Consider the following 19,409-nt stretch of genomic DNA (forward strand, 5'->3'; position numbering starts at 1 on the left):
TTAAATTACCGGCTTTTTAGAGTTTAATGATTCATTGTGCATCATTTTTACCTTGCTGTTATTTAATCAAAACAACACAGTATATTTACATGTAGTTACAAATAGTTTCTCTCCGGAATCATTATTTACCTCTCAATATAGTTACAAAAATTTCCGTATATTAAATTCATCAAGTTATTAATTTAAATTATAAATTAAAAATAACCATAAATAACGTAAATATTTATTAACTTAGCGCTTTGTTTTTTATACCTGGAGGGAATAATGAAACGATTTATATTTCTGCCATTAATGACGTATTTTCTATTAATGAATGCAATGGCAGCTGACGGAGAAAATAATCCCAGTAATTTATTAGGTGCACCAGTTAATACCGCTATTTCTGGTGGTTCAGTATTGCCGGAAGGAAAGTTATTAACCGCCGTGAATAGCTCATTTCGCGATAAAGATCATCAAATCGAGGGGCACGGAAGTCCGGATGTTTACTCCCAGATATGGTTATTGAAGATTCGTTACGGTTTGACCGACAGACTGGAATTATCAACTGTGGGTTCCTATATCAATAACAAACGAGACAATCTGTCTCCTGAGCACATAGAGGGAATGGGCGACCAATCGGTGGGGGTCAATTATGCTTTAATGAGCCAGCGAAGAGGTGATCCGTTTTGGGTTACGGTAGGTGGGGCAGTATTACTACCCACCGGGCAAGATGGAGATAATCATTTGCCTGGGAATAGCGCCTGGGGAGGAAGAGTAACACTCACTTTAACAAAATTATTTACTCCTAACATTAAAGGGGATATGGGGTTTGTCTATCAGGGACCATTTGAGCGCGGTAACCAGGACGTGAAACGAGGTAACGAATTCCAGTGGAATACCCAGGTGCGGTATATGTTTAGCGATTTACCGCTGGATCTTGGTCTGGAAAGTGCCTACAGCAATAATGCCTCTGGAACGAAAAAACTGTCTAATGGCAGCGTAATTAATAACCATTCTGGAACTACCGAATGGGTTGTTGGTCCGTCATTTAATATTGCCGTCGATTCACTGAAATTATGGTTTGGTGCCGGAGCCTTCTTCCCGGTAATGCAGGAAGCGAAGTCGCCAACCAAAATGGAAGATGTACGCTGGGAATTTAAAATAGGTAAGACTTGGTAAGACTCGTTCAAAGTGTTACCCGCCGACTGGCGGGTAACGTGCAGGAGTTAAAGCTTCTCGCCGTTGCTGGCAATCACCTCTTTGTACCAGTTGAAGCTTTTCTTACGCGAACGCGACATATCGCCCGTACCGTCATCGTGCTTGTTCACGTAGATGAAGCCGTAGCGCTTGCTGTACTGACCGGTGGTGAACGAGACGCAGTCGATGCAGCCCCACGGCGTGTAGCCCATCAGGTCGACACCATCGTAAGTCACCGCTTTTTTCATCTCTTCAATATGGGCGCGCAGGTAGTCAATTCGGTAGTCGTCGTTGATGCCGCCATCTTCTTCTACTTTGTCGTAAGCACCAAAACCGTTTTCGACAATAAACAGCGGCTTTTGATAGCGTTCGTACAGTTCACACAATGAATAACGCAGGCCCACCGGGTCAATCTGCCAGCCCCAGTCAGAGGCTTTAACATAGGGGTTCGGTACGCTGCCTTCAAAACCGGAAATCGCATCGCCGCTACCGCCTTCGGCTTTGACCGCGTTGGTCATGTAATAACTGAAACCAAGATAATCGCAGGTGCCTTCGCGCAGCACTTCAAGATCGCCATCGTCCATTTTGATGTTAAATCCGCGGCGCTCCCACTCGTTCAACACATAGGACGGGTAATAGCCGCGCAGCTGCACATCGGTAAAGACGTAGCGTTCACGCATCGACTCCTGAGCAAACATCACATCTTCTGGTTTACAGGAGAAAGGATACAGCGCGACCATCGCCAGCATACAACCCACTTTCATCTGTGGATTAATACGACGTGCCGCTTTTACCGCCAGCGCGCTGGCGACAAACTGATGATGTAAGACCTGATACATGGTTTCTTCTGGATTCTCATGCTCGGTATACACCACGCCGGAACAGCAGTAGCCAAACAGCGGCGCGCGCCAGTTTCGCTGGTTGTTAATTTCGTTGAAGGTCATCCAGTATTTGACCTTATGTTTGTAGCGTTCAAACACGACTTCAGCAAAACGGACAAAGAAATCAACGACCTTACGATTGGTCCAGCCGCCGTAGTGCTGTACCAGATGTAATGGCATTTCAAAGTGGGAAAGGGTGATGACCGGTTCGATGTTGTATTTGAGCAATTCATCAAACATGTCGTCGTAGAATTTCAGACCGGCCTCGTTTGGCTGGGATTCGTCGCCATTCGGGAAGATACGCGTCCAGGCAATAGAGGTACGGAAGCATTTGAACCCCATTTCGGCGAAAAGACGGATGTCTTCTTTGTAATGTCCGTAAAAATCCACCGCCTCGTGGTTCGGATAGTATTTGCCAGCAACGACATTCTGGGTGATTTCGCGTGGCACGCCGTGTGCGCCGCCGGTTAGCACGTCGCAGATGCTGGGGCCTTTACCGTCTTTATTCCAGCCGCCTTCAACCTGGTGTGCAGCAACCGCGCCGCCCCATAAAAAATCTTTTGGCAGGGTGAGTTTTCTCATTGTTGCATAATCTCAATTTATTTAGTCTGTTATCATTCATTCTGCACCAAATGACATGTAAAGCGTACGCAAAATTCCAGGGTGCTCGCGTGTCGGGACAAGAACATATTCAGATCGTAACATTCACTTCAACGGGGCATATTCAAGGGATAACCACATGCAGCCAAACGACATTACTTTCTTTCAACGTTTCCAGAATGACATTCTGGCAGGGCGTAAAACCATCACTATTCGTGATGCCTCCGAGTCCCACTTTAAAGCAGGCGATGTGCTACGCGTGGGGCGGTTCGAAGATGATGGCTATTTTTGCACAATCGAAGTGACAGGAACGTCAACTGTGACGCTGGATACGCTGAACGAAAAACATGCGCAACAGGAAAATATGTCGCTTGATGAGCTGAAACGGGTCATTGCTGAAATCTATCCCAACCAGACGCAATTTTATGTGATTGATTTTAAATGCCTTTGATAAATATGAACGCGTGTTAGTTGAGTTCTTGTAATTAACTTATTGAATAATAAACAAAATTTAATTTTGCGAATTTATTTTAGCTAACATGTGTTCACTGGAACCATTCTCAGTTACGCTAGAGGCGCAGTTCATCGTTATGAACGTTTCTCCGGAGTAAGTTATGGTGCAAAAACCATTAATGACGCAGGGATATTCGCTGGCTGAGGAAATCGCCAACAGTATTAGCCACGGCATTGGATTGGTATTTGGTATTGTCGGCCTGGTGCTGTTGTTGGTTCAGGCGGTAGAGGCGAATGCGGGTATGACGGCTATCGCCAGCTACAGTTTATATGGCGGGAGCATGATCCTGCTTTTTCTTGCCTCAATGCTTTATCATGCCATTCCTCATCAGCGGGCAAAAATCTGGTTAAAGAAATTTGATCACTGCGCTATCTATCTGCTCATTGCCGGAACCTATACGCCATTTCTGCTGGTAGGTCTGGATTCGCCGCTGGCGCGCGGACTAATGATTGTGATCTGGAGCCTGGCGCTATTCGGTATCCTCTTCAAGTTGACGATTGCGCACCGATTTAAAGTGCTTTCACTGGTTACGTATCTGGCAATGGGCTGGCTGTCGCTGATAGTGGTTTATCAGTTGGCGATTAAGCTGGCGATAGGCGGCGTGACGCTGCTGGCGGTAGGTGGCGTCGTTTACTCGCTGGGCGTAATTTTCTATGTTTGCAAACGCATACCTTATAACCACGCCATCTGGCATGGCTTTGTGCTGGGCGGCAGCGTGTGCCACTTCCTGGCCATCTATTTGTATGTGGGACAGGCGTAATTCCCGGATGCCCGTGCCGGATGGCGGCGCTGTCGTACCTTATCCGGCCTACGAGAACAGCACGTGCGAGCCTGATGGCGTTGCGCTATCAGGCTATCCGGCTTTTAACGTGATATCACTCTTCCAGCGAGTAGGGCAGCGGGACGATATGCAGGGTGTTGGCATCGTCGCGAACGCGGAAGACGCTTTCGGCTTCTAAATCGTTATTCATGACGGCCTGAACCAGTAACTGACCATCGTCCAACTGCGTCGCCGCCAGAATAGCGCCGGTACGACGCCAGTTCTCGCCCATCTGTAGCTCCAGATCTTCTCCTGCTTCCGGTACCCGGCTGGCTTTGCCCGCCAGCAACCAAAGAGCGCGTTTATTGGCGCCGCGGAATTTTGCCCGTGCGACCATCTCCTGTCCGGTGTAGCAGCCTTTCTTGAAGCTGATACCGCCCAGCGCCTGTAGGTTAGTCGCCTGGGGGATAAACTGACCGCTGTTCGCCGCGTCAATCGCCGGAATGCCTGCTTCAATATCCAATGCCAGCCACTGTTGGCTGTTATTCAGTTCGGCTTCGCCATGCAACTTCTCCGTTAACATGTTGGCCGTCGCGACATCGGTGACAAGCAGGAATCGTTCCGCAGGATGTTCAAACCATAGCAGCGTGGAGGCGCCGTCTCTGACCACCTGATTTTCGCTATTGGGCAGTACGCTAAAGACATTAGCCAGCGCCGCGCGGGCCTGAAAACCTGCCACGCCAAGCAATACGCGTTCGTCATCCGGCGCGATGACCACTTTGGAAAATACGGCGTACTTTTTCAGCTCCGTTAATTGCGCTTCAAGCACGCTACGGCGTTCAATCCAGGCGAAACCGTCGCGCTCACGGAACAGGCGCAGAGTGCTCCACATCTTACCTTTAGCATCGCAGTGGGCGGCGAGAAGGTGTTGCTGTTCAGTCATCTGGCTTACGTCAGCGGTGACCTGGCCCTGAATATACTTTTCACTGTCTACGCCGGTAATGGTCGACAGCGCCCAGTCGTCAAGCGCGATCAGCGTCAGCGGCAGGCGGGCTGACGATGAAGGATGACGTGGTGGAAAGGAGATAAAAGCCATAAATAATGTCCTGGTTAGCTGCAACAATAATGGTTAATGGTAAAAGAGCCATCGGTCATTGCAAGTGCTTTAAATAGCCCATTGAGAGCGGATTGATCGTTTTGCGAGGCGGTATCCAAAACGGATGAACGTATTGATTCCCAGCCTTTTATTTCGCGATCGCGTTCCAGATTACTGAGATTCCCGTAAAACAACGCCAAAAACACGTTACAATAGCCCGGTACTTCATTTTCGCGAGGCAGGAAGAACATGGATATTCACAATAAAGCACGTATTCACTGGGCATGTCGTCGCGGTATGCGCGAACTTGATATTTCCATCATGCCGTTTTTTGAACATGAGTACGATAGTTTAAGTGATGAAGAAAAGCGTATTTTTGTCCGTTTGTTGCAGAGTGATGACCCGGATTTATTTAACTGGTTAATGAATCACGGTAAACCGGCTGACGCTGAACTGGAACAGATGGTCCGACTCATTCAGACACGGAATCGGGAACGTGGTCCTGTGGCAATCTGATTTACGCGTCTCATGGCGCGCTCAGTGGATCTCATTGCTCATTCATGGGCTGGTTGCCGCGGTGATTTTATTGATGCCCTGGCCGCTGAGTTATACCCCTTTATGGATGATACTACTGTCACTGGTCGTGTTTGACTGTGTACGTAGCCAGCGCAGGATTAATACCTGCCAGGGAGAGATCAAGCTACTCATGGACGGGCGCTTACGCTGGCAGGGGCAGGACTGGACGCTCTTGCGTCCGCCCTGGTTACTGAAGAGCGGGATGGTGTTGCGTTTACGCGCAGAGTCTGGACGTCATCAGCATTTATGGCTGGCGGCGGATAGCATGGAAGAAGCGGAATGGCGTGAGTTGCGTCGGATACTGTTACAGCAGCCGATATCAGGCCAACACTGACGGAACGGCGTAAACGCGGTTCCGTCGAGAGGGAAATACAGCGAGTAAGGCTTCAGGCGTAGTGTTCGGCCATTTCGCCGAGAATTTGTTCACACCAGGTCTGTATACGCTCATCGCTGAGATCGTACTGGTTCGTTTCATCCAGCGCCAGGCCGACAAACAGTTGCCCATCCGCAATGACCGGTTTATTGCTGGTAAATTCGTAGCCTTCTGTGGGCCAGTAGCCGACAAATTTAACGCCTTTGAGGGCAAGTTTGTCATGCAACATACCCAGCGCATCCAGGAACCACTCACCGTAGCCGAGCTGGTCGCCCATACCGTAAAGCGCAACGATTTTGCCTTCCAGATTGAGATCGTCCAGTTGCTCCCAGACGGCTTCCCAGTCCTCCTGAATTTCACCAAAATCCCAGGTGGGGATGCCTAAAATGAGCACGTCGTACTGCTCCATTAAGGCGGGGGCGTCATCCTTGAGGTTATGTAATGTCACCAGCTCCGGGCCGAGGATATCGCGAATTTTCTCTGCGGCCATCTCGGTGTAGCACGTGCTGGAACCGTAAAAAAGACCCATGTTCATTACGTTACATCTCGATTCTGCTATAGCGTTGCGGGTAGTGTAACAGAATCGCTGCATTCACGGCACAATGAGGCATAATGCACCAAAAGTAAGCGTGAAGTAGGGAGCGCGAATGGAACAGGATTTAGCGCGTATTGAGCAGTTTCTGGATGCCCTGTGGCTGGAGCGAAATCTGGCGGAAAATACATTAAGCGCGTATCGTCGCGATTTATCGATGGTCGTTGCGTGGTTGCATCATCGCGGAAAAACGCTTGCGACGGCGCAGGCTGATGATTTACAAACGCTGCTGGCTGAACGGGTGGAGGGCGGATACAAAGCGACCAGTTCCGCACGCCTGTTAAGCGCTATGCGGCGCTTCTTCCAGCATCTGTACCGTGAAAAGTATCGTGAGGATGATCCGAGCGCGCAGTTGGCCTCGCCTAAGCTTCCGCAGCGTTTACCGAAAGACCTTAGCGAGGCGCAGGTTGAGCGGCTCTTGCAGGCGCCGCTTATTGATCAACCTTTGGAGTTGCGCGATAAAGCTATGCTGGAAGTGCTGTATGCCACCGGTTTGCGCGTGTCGGAACTGGTGGGGCTGACAATGAGCGATATCAGTCTGCGGCAGGGCGTGGTGCGGGTTATCGGTAAAGGCAATAAAGAGCGGTTGGTGCCGTTAGGCGAAGAGGCGGTATATTGGCTGGAAACGTATCTGGAGCATGGGCGTCCCTGGTTACTCAATGGCGTATCGATTGACGTATTGTTCCCCAGCCAGCGTGCGCAGCAGATGACGCGGCAGACCTTCTGGCACCGTATTAAACATTATGCGGTACTGGCTGGAATCGATAGCGAAAAACTATCGCCGCATGTTTTACGTCACGCTTTCGCCACGCATTTGCTGAATCACGGCGCCGACTTGCGCGTTGTACAAATGCTACTTGGGCATAGCGATCTTTCGACGACACAAATTTATACGCATGTCGCAACGGAGCGTTTGCGTCAACTTCATCAACAGCACCATCCGCGGGCATGAGTGCTGACAGGAAAGGATAGTTTATGAAAAAGCGTTTTATGATGTTCACTTTACTGGCGGCGGCGTTTTCAGGCGTGGCCCATGCGGATGATGTGGCTATCCGTCAGTCGCTGGCTAAGCTGGGCGTTCAGAGTACGGAAATTCAGGCCTCGCCAGTGGCAGGGATGAAAACCGTCCTCACTCACAGCGGCGTACTGTACGTCACTGATGACGGCAAACATATTATTCAAGGGCCGATGTATGACGTGAGCGGCGCGCATCCGGTAAACGTGACGAACAAACTGCTGATGAGCCAGCTAAATGCGCTGGAAAAAGAGATGATCGTCTATAAAGCGCCGGATGAGAAACATGTCATTACTGTTTTTACCGATATCACCTGCGGCTATTGTCATAAGCTACATGAAGAGATGAAAGATTATAACGCGCTGGGGATCACGGTACGTTATCTGGCCTTCCCGCGCCAGGGGCTGGAAAGCCAGGCGGAGCAGGATATGAAATCTATCTGGTGCGCCAAAGACAAAAACAAAGCGTTTGATGACGCCATGGCAGGTAAGGGTGTGAAACCGGCAAGCTGTGACGTGAACATTGCTGATCATTATGTGTTGGGCGTGCAGTTGGGCGTTAGCGGTACGCCAGCCATTGTATTGAGTAACGGCTATGTGGTGCCTGGCTATCAGGGGCCGAAAGAGATGAAAGCGTTTCTTGATGAGCATCAAAAACAGACCAGTGGTAAATAATTCGCGTGAAACAACAGAGACAACTTCGTCGGCGCGAGGCTGATGAGACGGCGGAACTCCCCGCCGATCTTCCTCCATTACTACGACGTTTATATGCCAGCCGGGGCGTTCGTAGCGCCCGCGAACTGGAGCGCAGCGTGAAAGGAATGCTGCCCTGGCAACAGCTTAGCGGCATAGATAACGCGGTGGAGATCCTCTACAACGCCTTTCGCGAAGGTACCCGCATTATTGTTGTTGGCGATTTTGACGCCGACGGCGCGACCAGTACTGCGCTAAGCGTATTGGGAATGCGTGCGTTGGGATGTGATAACATCAGTTATCTGGTGCCTAATCGCTTTGAAGACGGCTACGGTTTAAGCCCGGAAGTGGTCGATCAGGCGAAGGCGCGCGGCGCGCAGCTTATCGTCACCGTAGACAACGGCATTTCATCCCACGCCGGCGTAGCGCATGCAAAGACGTTGGGGATTCCGGTGATCGTGACCGATCACCACCTGCCAGGCGACACGTTGCCGGATGCCGAAGCGATTATTAATCCCAATCTGCGCGACTGCGAATTCCCGTCTAAGTCGCTGGCGGGCGTCGGCGTGGCGTTTTACCTGATGCTGGCGTTGCGAACATTTTTGCGCGACAAAGGATGGTTCGACGAGCGCGGCATCGCGCCGCCGAATCTGGCGGAGCTGCTGGATTTAGTGGCGTTGGGAACGGTAGCAGACGTTGTGCCGCTGGACGCCAACAACCGTATTCTGACCTGGCAAGGGCTAAGTCGTATTCGTGCCGGGAAATGCCGTCCGGGAATTAAAGCGTTGCTGGAGATATCGAATCGCGATCCGCAGCAGCTTGCCGCCAGTGATTTAGGCTTCGCGTTGGGGCCTCGCCTGAATGCCGCCGGCAGGCTGGATGATATGTCCGTTGGCGTGGCGTTACTGTTGTGCGATAACCTCGGCGAAGCGCGTGTTCTGGCCAGTGAGCTGGATGCGCTTAACCAGACGCGCAAAGAAATAGAGCAGGGGATGCAGGCGGAAGCGCTTATCCTGTGCGAAAAGCTTGAGCGCAGTAGTGAAACGCTTCCGGGCGGTCTGGCGATGTACCATCCTGAATGGCATCAGGGCGTGGTCGGAATTCTGGCATCGCGCATTAAAGAGCGTTTTCACCGCCCGGTGATCGCCTTTGCGCCTGCGGGCGACGGCACGCTAAAAGGCTCAGGTCGTTCGATTCAGGGGCTGCATATGCGCGATGCGCTGGAACGGCTGGATACCCTTTACCCTGATCTGATGATCAAGTTCGGCGGCCATGCGATGGCGGCGGGATTGTCGCTGGAAGAGCATAAATTCGAGCAGTTTCAGCAACGGTTTGGCGAGCTGGTGACGGAATGGCTCGATCCTGCCCTGTTGCAAGGCGAGGTGATCTCCGATGGTCCATTAAGCGCGGCGGAGATGTCTATGGAAGTGGCGCAACTGTTGCGGGATGCCGGACCGTGGGGGCAAATGTTCCCGGAACCGTTATTCGATGGTCGTTTCCGTCTGCTACAGCAGCGTCTGGTGGGCGAGCGCCACCTCAAGGTGATGGTGGAGCCCGTCGGCGGCGGCCCGCTGTTGGATGGCATCGCATTTAATATTGATACGACCTGTTGGCCGGATAACGGCGTGCGGGAGGTAGAACTGGCTTATAAACTGGACATTAACGAGTTTCGCGGCAACCGTAGTTTACAGATTATTATCGATGATATTTGGCCGCTATGATCGGGGCGATTTAACAACACTTTCGCTGTAATTAAGGGGCGAAATCCGCTAATATTTCGCCCTTATAACCGCATTTTGACAAGTCAAATAAAAGAAATCAGACCATGTTTGAAATTAACCCGGTGAATAACCGCATTCAGGACCTCACGGAACGCACCAACGTTCTTAGGGGGTATCTTTGACTACGATGTTAAGAAAGAGCGTCTGGAAGAAGTAAACGCCGAGCTGGAACAGCCGGATGTCTGGAACGAACCTGAGCGCGCGCAGGCGCTGGGAAAAGAGCGTTCATCGCTCGAAGCGATCGTCGATACGCTTGATCAAATGACTCAGGGGCTGGACGACGTTTCCGGGCTGCTGGAACTGGCGGTAGAAGCTGACGACGAAGAGACGTTTAACGAAGCCGTCGCGGAGCTGAATACGCTGGAAGAGAAACTGGCGCAGTTGGAATTCCGTCGGATGTTCTCCGGCGAGTACGATAGCGCCGATTGCTATCTCGATATTCAGGCCGGTTCCGGTGGTACTGAAGCGCAGGACTGGGCCAGCATGTTGCTGCGTATGTATCTGCGTTGGGCGGAAGCGCGCGGCTTCAAGACGGAAATCATTGAAGAGTCGGAAGGGGAAGTCGCCGGTATTAAGTCCGCGACTATCAAAATCTCCGGCGAATATGCCTATGGCTGGCTGCGCACTGAAACCGGCGTACATCGTCTGGTGCGTAAAAGTCCGTTTGACTCCGGCGGTCGCCGTCATACCTCGTTTAGCTCCGCGTTTGTGTACCCGGAAGTGGACGACGATATCGATATCGACATTAACCCGGCGGATCTGCGTATCGACGTCTATCGCGCGTCTGGCGCAGGCGGTCAGCACGTTAACCGTACGGAATCCGCCGTGCGTATCACCCATATTCCAACCGGAATCGTGACGCAGTGCCAGAACGACCGTTCGCAGCACAAAAACAAAGACCAGGCCATGAAGCAGATGAAAGCGAAGCTTTATGAACTGGAGATGCAGAAAAAGAACGCTGAAAAACAGGCGATGGAAGACACTAAGTCTGATATCGGCTGGGGAAGCCAGATTCGTTCCTATGTCCTGGACGATTCCCGCATTAAAGACCTGCGTACTGGGGTGGAAACCCGCAATACACAGGCGGTACTGGACGGTAGTCTGGATCAATTTATCGAAGCAAGTTTGAAAGCAGGGCTATGAGGAATCAACATGTCTGAACAAAACGCACAGGGCGCTGACGAGGTAGTCGATCTTAACAATGAAATGAAGGCACGTCGCGAGAAGCTGGCTGCACTGCGTGAGCAGGGTATCCCGTTCCCGAACGATTTCCGTCGTGACCGTACCTCAGACCAACTGCACGCAGAGTTTGACGCGAAAGAAGCTGAAGAACTGGAAGCGCTGAATATTGAAGTGTCCGTCGCGGGCCGTATGATGACTCGCCGTATTATGGGTAAGGCCTCTTTTGTTACCCTGCAAGACGTAGGCGGCCGCATTCAGCTGTATGTGGCGCGCGATGATCTGCCGGAAGGCGTTTACAACGAGCAGTTCAAGAAGTGGGATCTTGGTGATATCCTCGGCGCGAAAGGTAAGCTGTTCAAAACCAAAACCGGCGAGCTGTCTATCCACTGCACCGAACTGCGCCTGCTGACGAAAGCGCTGCGTCCGTTGCCGGATAAATTCCACGGCTTGCAGGACCAGGAAGCGCGCTATCGCCAGCGTTATCTGGATCTCATCTCTAACGATGAATCCCGTAACACCTTCAAAACCCGTTCGAAGATCCTGGCCGGTATTCGCCAGTTTATGGTTGCTCGCGGCTTTATGGAAGTCGAAACCCCGATGATGCAGGTGATCCCAGGCGGCGCGTCTGCCCGTCCGTTTATCACCCATCACAACGCGCTGGATCTGGACATGTACCTGCGTATCGCGCCGGAACTGTACCTCAAGCGTCTGGTGGTTGGCGGCTTCGAACGCGTATTCGAAATTAACCGTAACTTCCGTAACGAAGGCATCTCCGTGCGCCATAATCCTGAGTTCACCATGATGGAACTCTATATGGCGTATGCGGACTACAAAGACCTGATCGAGCTGACGGAGTCTCTGTTCCGTACGCTGGCGCAGGATGTTCTGGGCACCACCCAGGTTCCGTACGGTGATGAAGTGTTTGACTTCGGTAAGCCGTTCGAAAAACTGACCATGCGTGAAGCGATCAAGAAATATCGCCCGGAAACGGATATGGCTGATCTGGACAACTTCGATTCCGCGAAGGCGATTGCTGAAAGCATCGGCATTCACGTCGAGAAAAGCTGGGGTCTGGGCCGTATCGTCACCGAGATCTTTGACGAAGTCGCTGAAGCGCATCTGATTCAGCCGACCTTCATCACCGAATATCCGGCTGAAGTGTCTCCGCTGGCGCGTCGTAATGATGTGAACCCGGAAATCACTGACCGCTTCGAGTTCTTTATCGGCGGTCGTGAAATCGGTAATGGCTTTAGCGAGTTGAACGATGCGGAAGACCAGGCGCAGCGTTTCCTGGATCAGGTTAATGCAAAAGCGGCGGGCGACGACGAAGCCATGTTCTACGACGAAGACTACGTGACGGCGCTGGAACACGGGTTACCGCCGACAGCGGGTCTGGGAATTGGTATCGACCGTATGGTGATGCTGTTTACTAACAGCCACACGATTCGCGACGTTATTCTGTTCCCAGCGATGCGTCCGGTGAAATAAGATGTAAATTGCCGGATGGGGCATTAGCCGCCATCCGGCATCTCTTCGTTCAGACGTAGCGCCATCAGGCAATTTTTAACGCTGGCAGTAATTGAGCAGTCGTTCACGCGCTTGTTCGTCTGACGCTTGCATGACCATCCACGGGCTAAATGCCCACGGCGTAGCGAGAAGGCTTTTCCATACGCTTTTAAATTCGCTCCACTGATAGTCCATCACCTCTTCGCTGTTAACCTGTAACACACTGGTTGCCCGCGCGGCAAATACCGGACAGACTTCATTTTCCACAATACCGTTTGGATCTGTCGCTCGATAGCTGAAGTGCGGATAGACGGGGGTGAGATCGGTAATTTCCACGCCGAGTTCGAACCGACAACGGCGGATGATCGCCTCTTCGGTGGTTTCGCCTTGTTGCGGATGACCGCAAACCGAATTCGTCCACACGCCTGGCCAGGCTTTCTTGCTCAGCGACCGTCGTGTTACCAGCAACTGGCCATCTTCGTTAAATAGCCAGCAGGAGAAAGCCAGATGCAAAGGCGTATTAAGCGTATGAGCCGCATACTTTTCCAGTGTGCCGGAAGGCTTATCCTGCTCATCCAATAAAACGACATGTTCCTCAGTCATGAAAGCTCCTGAAAATTAAAATGACCCGGCAGCATGGCCAGGCCATATACTCAGACGATCAGCGTAGCGCATAACAGAAAGAAAGGCATTACCAAAACAGGCCCTGACAGAACGCAGACGAGCGCCATTGTGCCGTGATTCGATATTATGCTGGCATATCGGATATTCGCGGCATCATCATCCACGCGGACCCTTTCCGGCGTCAATGGATTGGGCATACGGCATTTGGCTGCTATCATAAGGCGTCTGTCAATAGAGTGAGGAATGGTTTTGAGCGCAGGACGCCTGAACAAAAATAGCCTGGGTATTGCGGTGCTGTTATGCACAGGGCTGCTGCTGGCGGGGTGTTCCAGTAATTCCGGCTCAGGAACGTATTCCGGCTCCGTCTATACCGTTAAGCGCGGCGATACGTTGTATCGTATATCGCGCGCTACGGGAACCAGCGTGAAAGAACTGGCCCGACTGAATGGCATTTCTCCGCCTTATACTATTGAGGTGGGGCAGCGAATTAAAGTGCGCGGCAGCGCAAAGAGTAGCAGTTCAACACGCAAAACCAGCAATAAAACAGCAACAAAAACTGCTGCGGTCAGACCGTCATCTTCGGTGCCAAAATCCTCCTGGCCGCCGGTGGGGCAGCGTTGTTGGGTATGGCCTGCCAACGGTAAAGTGATTTTACCTTATTCCACCGCGGAGGGCGGAAATAAGGGGATCGATATTGCGGGCGCGCGCGGAACGCCTGTTTATGCGGCGGGAGCGGGTAAAGTTGTCTATGTCGGGAACCAGCTGCGCGGCTACGGCAATCTCATCATGATTAAGCACAATGAAGATTACATTACGGCTTACGCTCATAATGACACCATGCTGGTTAATAATGGACAAAGCGTTAAAGCGGGGCAAAAAATCGCTACGATGGGCAGCACGGATGCCGCATCCGTAAGACTACACTTCCAGATTCGCTACCGGGCGACGGCCATCGATCCGCTGCGTTATCTGCCGCCGCAGGGGAGTAAACCGAAGTGCTGACGGCGAATTAATCGCCAGTCAGCCAGTAAGTCTCTTGCCAACCAGAGCGTAAGGTTTATAATGCCTTACGCATCTCAAAGCGGGCGTAGTTCAATGGTAGAACGAGAGCTTCCCAAGCTCTATACGAGGGTTCGATTCCCTTCGCCCGCTCCAGACAAATATCTTCTAGTATTTACTAAATCCACGAATTTATAGCAATTTTCCGTGTCGGCCCCACAGTACACAGGGTTTCAATACCTATGTCGGACGGCTATTATCAGCTGGCGACTCCGGTAATGACTTTATCATTCAGCCCGCAGCACAACGATGCCCGGTCTGGAATGCATGTATTCCATAAACGGTGTGTCCACCACTTTTCTGTTTGCGGCCAATGAGGAGGCGTTCCTGAACCACACCTGTTCATCATGGCGAACTACGATACCCACATGTGAAACGTCCAGCCCGTCAAGCGGGGAGTAGACACCGATATAATCCCCGTTTTTTAGGTGGTTCATGACCTGCTGGTTGATGGCTCTTCCGGGAATGTAATTTATTTTACGAGGATGGATGCCCAGACCAGGAATGTACTCGCCGCCATCAGGTTTATGGTTAAGCTGCTTGTCAACAACGACATAATCAGGGCTGATATCCGGCGTTACATCCCGTGCATTACGCGGTGCTGCGGCGAACCAGTCAGAGAAGAAGTGCCGGCGGCTGAGATAAGCAACTTTGCCCGCGGCGTAGCGAGTCCTGGCAAGATTATGCAGAAACGATTTCTGATTATCGCTGCGGGCCAGGGCTTCAACGTAATCAGCCAGGGTAAAGCAGTCCACGCCGTTGAAATTCGCTACAAGGACTTTCGGGGATGCCGGGCCCACCGATGAGCGTATCCGCCTGATAAGGTGTTCCGAGAAAAGCAGACGATACGCGGCTGATAACTTCTCCATGGTTTTCGCCTTTATAAGGAATGACATCCGACTGGATAATCCGGCTTATTTTTTCTGCCGTAACGCTGTCCATGCTGGTCTGATATTTTTCTGTGCCAGGGACGGCACAGGCCGTCAGATGCGCCGACATAAGCAAAATTGTCCATGCATTTACCTTCATTATCATCTCCGGAAAGGTTCAAATCCCTTTTTTACCTTTACCGGAAATGGTTGTGATGGATACAGAAAAACGCCAGAGGTTGATTACAGGTTGAGTAATATGAACGCTGATGATGATAAATGTGAAGATCATCATACGACTTTATTCGCCGTTGTTTTTTGCCTGATCGTCAAAGCCAACATGCCCCTTCAGGCTGGCTTATAAGTCAGAGTGTAGATTGCGACGTGTCCGATCAGCGATTCTGACGCGTCCACCTCGGTGTGGTGGTCGTCGCTGACGATCACTTTGACATGGAGAATTTTGTACTCACTGAATGTTCGAACCGGACCACCTCCCAAGAGGTGAAGGAATAGTCCATCAGACGGATTTCCTGTCGCGCGGTCTCAATTATCTTAAGAACAAGCTGGAGATCTGTACCTTCCGGATAAAATCCTGCCTCAATGATGGCTGCGTAAGTATGCGGTACTGGCGCACACCGAGCCAGACCGAGCAAACCGGGCAGAAGCCATGGGCACATATGTTTTTTATGCATTGTTTGCATGGTATTTCCTTCATTGGATGTATTCAGAAATGCCGGAGTCGGGGAAACTCGCTTTCCCCGATTGCCGGGGTTGGACAAGGATGCCCTGCGGAGTGCGCGTCATGTGACTGGATTATTTTTTCCTGTATATCTCTTTGACATATACATCGCCTCTACTCATAATGGATATACGCGTTGTATATCCAGAAAGGAGGCAGTTATGCACACAACACTTTTTTTTAGTAACCGGACCCAGGCAGTCAGATTGCCTAAATCGATATCCTTTCCGGATGATGTGAAACATGTCGAAATCATTGCGGTTGGCAGAAGCAGAATCATTACTCCAGTCGGAGAATCCTGGGACAGCTGGTTCGATGGCGAAGGCGCCAGTACTGATTTTATGAGTACCAGAGAACAACCCGCAGTACAGGAACGGGAAGGATTCTGATGCTGAAATTCATGCTTGATACCAATACCTGTATTTTCACCATCAAAAATAAGCCCGAACACATCAGAGAACGCTTCAACCTCAATACATCCCGAATGTGTATCAGCTCCATCACCTTAATGGAGCTGATTTACGGTGCTGAAAAAAGCCTGGCGCCGGAGCGTAATCTTGCCGTCGTGGAGGGATTTATCTCCCGCCTTGAGGTTCTGGATTACGATACACAGGCAGCGATACATACCGGTCAAATCCGTGCCGAACTGGCCCGCAAGGGAACACCTGTCGGGCCTTATGACCAGATGATTGCTGGCCATGCCCGTAGCCGCGGACTGGTCGTCGTCACAAACAATCTCCGCGAGTTTGAACGCATTCCGGGTATCCGAATCGAAGACTGGTGCTAATTTCTGCATCAGATGTTATCCCCGGATTCAAACTCTTTTCCGGATTTAGTGGCACAGTCAATTTGGTTACCTGCTTAATGGTGGTTTGCATCACATTTTTAGCTGGTGGTATTTTTTTATGTTGACTGGAGATATCTGCCAACAGCATAACTTTTACGGCCAGATAATAAATAAAAGAGTACCAAAATGTCGTATTCTGACATGTTTACGAAGGGAGTACCGCTCCCTTCTTTTTTTGTTTCCTGGATACTCACTGAACAATGCCGTTACTGCCCGATAACTGCCGCCCCCCCTCTCCATAGCCGTTTCCTGCAACTTAAATCACAGACGTTGATTTACCAGGCCGATATGCCTTCTTTCCCGTTATATACCCTTCATACTTCAAGTTGCTTATGTGTTGGCTACGGATTACCCGGCCCATCCATGGGCCTCGCCCTGACGGGTCGTCGCACGCGACGTTCAAATCTGCTCCCGGCAGATTTGTCGCTCACCCCAGTCACATCGTTATCTATGCTCCTGGGGACTCACTCCCTTGCCACCTTTAAGCAACTCAAATTATTTTTGGTATATATCTGTGAACTTCTATTTTTGTCAGTTTTTATTTTTCAGTTTATTTATTATTAAATACTGTTTCTGGCCTGGATATATTTCCGTGAATAGCCTCCCGACAGCCGGAGATAAAGGTATTTGCTGGCGTAACAGCGCTCATAATTTAAAAGATTTATTTATAGTTTGTTATCACGGAAAGATTTTAACTTAATACATGCCAATAAGGCATCAGGTAAAAATAACCGGAGAGAAGAAGATGAACAAAATGCTATTAGCCGGAAGTGCCGGTATTGTTCTGCTGTCTGCTGCAGCCAGTCCGGTATGGGCAGACGATAATGCCAGTACATTTTCACTTGGATACGCCCAGTCCCATACTAATCACGCCGGGACGTTGCGTGGGGTTCGGCTGGCAAACAACTATGAAATGTCACCGGACTGGGGGCTGACAACCTCATTTGCCTGGCTAAATGGAAGCCAGCGCTATTCCGATGAAAGCAGTAATGGTCGTGTAACAACCCGTTATTACTCCCTGCTTGCAGGCCCCTCATGGAAAATAAATAACCAGTTAAGTCTGTATAGTCAAGTGGGCCCCGTATTATTGCATCAGCGTGATCACGGGATAAATGAGTCTGACAGTAAGGTCGGATATGGTTATTCTGCTGGCGTGGCTTATACGCCGGTCAGTAATGTCGCTATAACTCTGGGTTATGAGGGCGCGGATTTTGATGCTACCCATAACAGCGGAAGCCTTAATAGCAATGGTTTTAATCTTGGCGTGGGTTACCGGTTCTGAATAGGATAATCCGATAAAAAATGTTACTTTGTGGAGATGATGGATTATGAAAAGCCATATTATGCCAGGCGTTGCGCTGATGGTTATCCTGTTTTCAGGAAATATTATGGCCGCAACAAACATGACTGATAACGTTACTCTGAATAATGACAAGATATCCGGACAGGCCTGGCAGGCCATGCGTGATATCGGAATGTCGCGATTCGAGTTGTTTAATGGTCGGACCCAAAAGGCGGAACAACTGGCTGCGCAAGCAGAAAAACTCCTGAACGATGACAGCACTGACTGGAATCTGTATGTCAAATCAGATAAAAAAGCCCCAGTTGAAGGAGACCACTATATTCGGATAAATTCATCGATTACGGTAGCAGAAGATTATCTCCCTGCGGGCCAGAAAAATGATGCTATTAATAAAGCAAACCAGAAAATGAAAGAAGGAGATAAAAAAGGGACTATAGAGGCCCTGAAACTAGCAGGCGTCAGTGTTATTGAAAATCAGGAACTCATTCCTCTTCAGCAAACCCGTAAGGATGTGACCACAGCGCTTTCCTTGATGAACGAAGGAAAATACTATCAGGCAGGTCTGTTACTGAAATCAGCTCAGGATGGCATAGTTGTAGACTCTCAGTCAGTTCAGGTATCACCCACGCACTCCGTGCAGCACGACGCCGCGCATTAATATCCCCCAGCCTGCTGTATACATTACAGCAGGCAGCATTATGTCTGACAGCTATTACCAGTTTGTTCTTTGCTGTCGGCATTGTTTTTAAATTTCATCCGCGAAGTTCAGAAATGTCAGGGTACCTGCATTTATATCTATTGTGATGCCAATCACAAATACAGAAGAATATCATTTCATTTATTATTTTTTATTCCTTCCACTTATGATGGTTCATAATGATTTATTAAGTTAATGTTTTGGAATTAAATGCCTTTTACTTGCGTTATATCCAGTTTTTTATGCTACCAGTAATTTCATTGTTATATATGATTAGTATTATGTTTTGTAAATATCCAGTGTAATGGAAAAGCAAAACATACATTCCAGATAATATATTACAAAATATTTCATGTCCGCTGCGAATATCTGTCTGTTAGGTATTCACCCGCTTATAATTACATTAAAAAGTATTTCTTTGATGATTATTCTTAAATTACGATCATAATCATCGATCGTATCGATCTATTTTTATTGTTTTAATTTGAATAAGAATTTTCTTACAACTGATTAGGCATTAGCTGAAA

The 19,409-nt window shown here is 50.0% G+C and carries 20 protein-coding genes, 1 tRNA gene and 1 pseudogene; 16 read left to right on the forward strand and 6 right to left on the reverse strand.

Annotated elements, in window-relative coordinates:
• Positions 1 to 264 precede the first annotated feature (264 nt).
• A complete protein-coding gene (locus ACLJRU_RS09420; protein WP_000819368.1) occupies positions 265 to 1,158 on the forward strand; it encodes a transporter in 894 nt (297 codons plus the stop codon).
• Between the two features lie 47 nt (positions 1,159 to 1,205).
• Here ACLJRU_RS09420 and bglA read toward each other — a convergent pair whose 3' ends face one another.
• Positions 1,206 to 2,639: a 6-phospho-beta-glucosidase BglA gene (bglA, locus tag ACLJRU_RS09425; RefSeq protein ID WP_001230139.1), complete on the reverse strand. Its 1,434-nt coding sequence runs from the start codon at positions 2,637 to 2,639 to the stop codon at positions 1,206 to 1,208.
• 157 nt (positions 2,640 to 2,796) lie between these two features.
• Here bglA and yqfB point away from each other — a divergent pair, with 157 nt between their 5' ends.
• Together yqfB and trhA are read left to right on the forward strand one after the other, a co-directional pair.
• Positions 2,797 to 3,108 carry a N(4)-acetylcytidine aminohydrolase gene (gene yqfB / locus ACLJRU_RS09430; RefSeq protein ID WP_001182976.1) on the forward strand — a complete coding sequence of 104 codons (312 nt, stop codon included), beginning with the start codon at positions 2,797 to 2,799 and terminating at the stop codon, positions 3,106 to 3,108.
• A 163-nt stretch (positions 3,109 to 3,271) separates the two neighbouring features.
• Positions 3,272 to 3,931: a PAQR family membrane homeostasis protein TrhA gene (trhA, locus tag ACLJRU_RS09435; RefSeq protein WP_023235227.1), complete on the forward strand. Its 660-nt coding sequence runs from the start codon at positions 3,272 to 3,274 to the stop codon at positions 3,929 to 3,931.
• Between the two features lie 115 nt (positions 3,932 to 4,046).
• Here the strand turns inward: trhA and ygfZ are convergent, their stop codons facing one another.
• A complete protein-coding gene (ygfZ, locus tag ACLJRU_RS09440) occupies positions 4,047 to 5,027 on the reverse strand; it encodes a tRNA-modifying protein YgfZ (RefSeq protein ID WP_000874173.1) in 981 nt (326 codons plus the stop codon).
• Between the two features lie 249 nt (positions 5,028 to 5,276).
• Between ygfZ and sdhE the strand changes: the two genes are divergently transcribed.
• Together sdhE and ACLJRU_RS09450 are read left to right on the forward strand one after the other, a co-directional pair.
• Entirely contained in the window at positions 5,277 to 5,543 is a 267-nt protein-coding gene (sdhE, locus tag ACLJRU_RS09445; protein WP_000351186.1) for an FAD assembly factor SdhE, read from the forward strand.
• On the forward strand, positions 5,524 to 5,937 hold the full coding sequence (locus ACLJRU_RS09450; RefSeq protein ID WP_000244756.1) for a protein YgfX: 414 nt from the start codon (positions 5,524 to 5,526) through the stop codon (positions 5,935 to 5,937). Before sdhE ends, ACLJRU_RS09450 begins: the two co-directional genes overlap by 20 nt.
• A 52-nt stretch (positions 5,938 to 5,989) precedes the next feature.
• On the opposite strand, the gene fldB is transcribed toward ACLJRU_RS09450, so the two are convergent.
• Positions 5,990 to 6,511: a flavodoxin FldB gene (gene fldB, locus ACLJRU_RS09455; protein ID WP_001055885.1), complete on the reverse strand. Its 522-nt coding sequence runs from the start codon at positions 6,509 to 6,511 to the stop codon at positions 5,990 to 5,992.
• 112 nt (positions 6,512 to 6,623) lie between these two features.
• Here fldB and xerD point away from each other — a divergent pair, with 112 nt between their 5' ends.
• The 5 genes from xerD (at position 6,624) to lysS (ending at position 12,726) form a co-directional block, all read left to right on the forward strand.
• Positions 6,624 to 7,520: a site-specific tyrosine recombinase XerD gene (xerD, locus tag ACLJRU_RS09460; protein WP_000434302.1), complete on the forward strand. Its 897-nt coding sequence runs from the start codon at positions 6,624 to 6,626 to the stop codon at positions 7,518 to 7,520.
• A gap of 23 nt (positions 7,521 to 7,543) precedes the next feature.
• On the forward strand, positions 7,544 to 8,257 hold the full coding sequence (gene dsbC / locus ACLJRU_RS09465) for a bifunctional protein-disulfide isomerase/oxidoreductase DsbC (protein ID WP_001540860.1): 714 nt from the start codon (positions 7,544 to 7,546) through the stop codon (positions 8,255 to 8,257).
• Positions 8,258 to 8,262: 5 nt separating this feature from the next.
• Positions 8,263 to 9,996 carry a single-stranded-DNA-specific exonuclease RecJ gene (gene recJ, locus ACLJRU_RS09470; protein WP_000813392.1) on the forward strand — a complete coding sequence of 578 codons (1,734 nt, stop codon included), beginning with the start codon at positions 8,263 to 8,265 and terminating at the stop codon, positions 9,994 to 9,996.
• A gap of 104 nt (positions 9,997 to 10,100) precedes the next feature.
• Positions 10,101 to 11,199, forward strand: a protein-coding gene (gene prfB, locus ACLJRU_RS09475; RefSeq protein ID WP_110301487.1) for a peptide chain release factor 2 whose coding sequence is annotated in 2 segments (ribosomal slippage) — positions 10,101 to 10,175 and positions 10,177 to 11,199 — 1,098 coding nt in all. Because the reading frame shifts where the segments join, the coding sequence is not laid out codon by codon here.
• A gap of 9 nt (positions 11,200 to 11,208) precedes the next feature.
• Positions 11,209 to 12,726: a lysine--tRNA ligase gene (lysS, locus tag ACLJRU_RS09480; RefSeq protein ID WP_000003339.1), complete on the forward strand. Its 1,518-nt coding sequence runs from the start codon at positions 11,209 to 11,211 to the stop codon at positions 12,724 to 12,726.
• A 75-nt stretch (positions 12,727 to 12,801) separates the two neighbouring features.
• Here the strand turns inward: lysS and idi are convergent, their stop codons facing one another.
• Positions 12,802 to 13,347, reverse strand: a complete 546-nt coding sequence (gene idi / locus ACLJRU_RS09485; RefSeq protein WP_000133994.1) for an isopentenyl-diphosphate Delta-isomerase — start codon at positions 13,345 to 13,347, stop codon at positions 12,802 to 12,804.
• A 264-nt stretch (positions 13,348 to 13,611) separates the two neighbouring features.
• Here idi and actS point away from each other — a divergent pair, with 264 nt between their 5' ends.
• Positions 13,612 to 14,370: an amidase activator ActS gene (gene actS, locus ACLJRU_RS09490; RefSeq protein ID WP_000244328.1), complete on the forward strand. Its 759-nt coding sequence runs from the start codon at positions 13,612 to 13,614 to the stop codon at positions 14,368 to 14,370.
• 79 nt (positions 14,371 to 14,449) lie between these two features.
• Positions 14,450 to 14,523 (forward strand) — tRNA-Gly (locus ACLJRU_RS09495).
• Between the two features lie 131 nt (positions 14,524 to 14,654).
• Here the strand turns inward: ACLJRU_RS09495 and ACLJRU_RS09500 are convergent.
• A pseudogene (locus ACLJRU_RS09500) lies at positions 14,655 to 15,462 on the reverse strand (DUF1460 domain-containing protein).
• A gap of 274 nt (positions 15,463 to 15,736) precedes the next feature.
• Positions 15,737 to 15,988 carry a hypothetical protein gene (locus ACLJRU_RS09505; RefSeq protein ID WP_001540858.1) on the reverse strand — a complete coding sequence of 84 codons (252 nt, stop codon included), beginning with the start codon at positions 15,986 to 15,988 and terminating at the stop codon, positions 15,737 to 15,739.
• 208 nt (positions 15,989 to 16,196) lie between these two features.
• On the opposite strand from ACLJRU_RS09505, the gene vapB reads away from it, so the two are divergent.
• From vapB to ACLJRU_RS09525, 4 genes are all read left to right on the forward strand, one after another.
• Entirely contained in the window at positions 16,197 to 16,424 is a 228-nt protein-coding gene (gene vapB, locus ACLJRU_RS09510) for a toxin-antitoxin system antitoxin VapB (RefSeq protein WP_000557545.1), read from the forward strand.
• Entirely contained in the window at positions 16,424 to 16,822 is a 399-nt protein-coding gene (vapC, locus tag ACLJRU_RS09515; protein ID WP_000911337.1) for a tRNA(fMet)-specific endonuclease VapC, read from the forward strand. Before vapB ends, vapC begins: the two co-directional genes overlap by 1 nt.
• A gap of 805 nt (positions 16,823 to 17,627) precedes the next feature.
• Positions 17,628 to 18,164, forward strand: a complete 537-nt coding sequence (locus ACLJRU_RS09520; RefSeq protein ID WP_001038500.1) for an STM3031 family outer membrane protein — start codon at positions 17,628 to 17,630, stop codon at positions 18,162 to 18,164.
• A gap of 46 nt (positions 18,165 to 18,210) precedes the next feature.
• Positions 18,211 to 18,843 (forward strand): YfdX family protein, encoded by a 633-nt coding sequence (locus ACLJRU_RS09525; RefSeq protein WP_001540855.1) that lies wholly within the window; start codon positions 18,211 to 18,213, stop codon positions 18,841 to 18,843.
• Positions 18,844 to 19,409: the final 566 nt, after the last annotated feature.

It is taken from the genome of Salmonella sp. SAL00653 (genome assembly GCF_046552515.1).
GTDB classification, from domain to species: domain Bacteria; phylum Pseudomonadota; class Gammaproteobacteria; order Enterobacterales; family Enterobacteriaceae; genus Salmonella; species Salmonella enterica.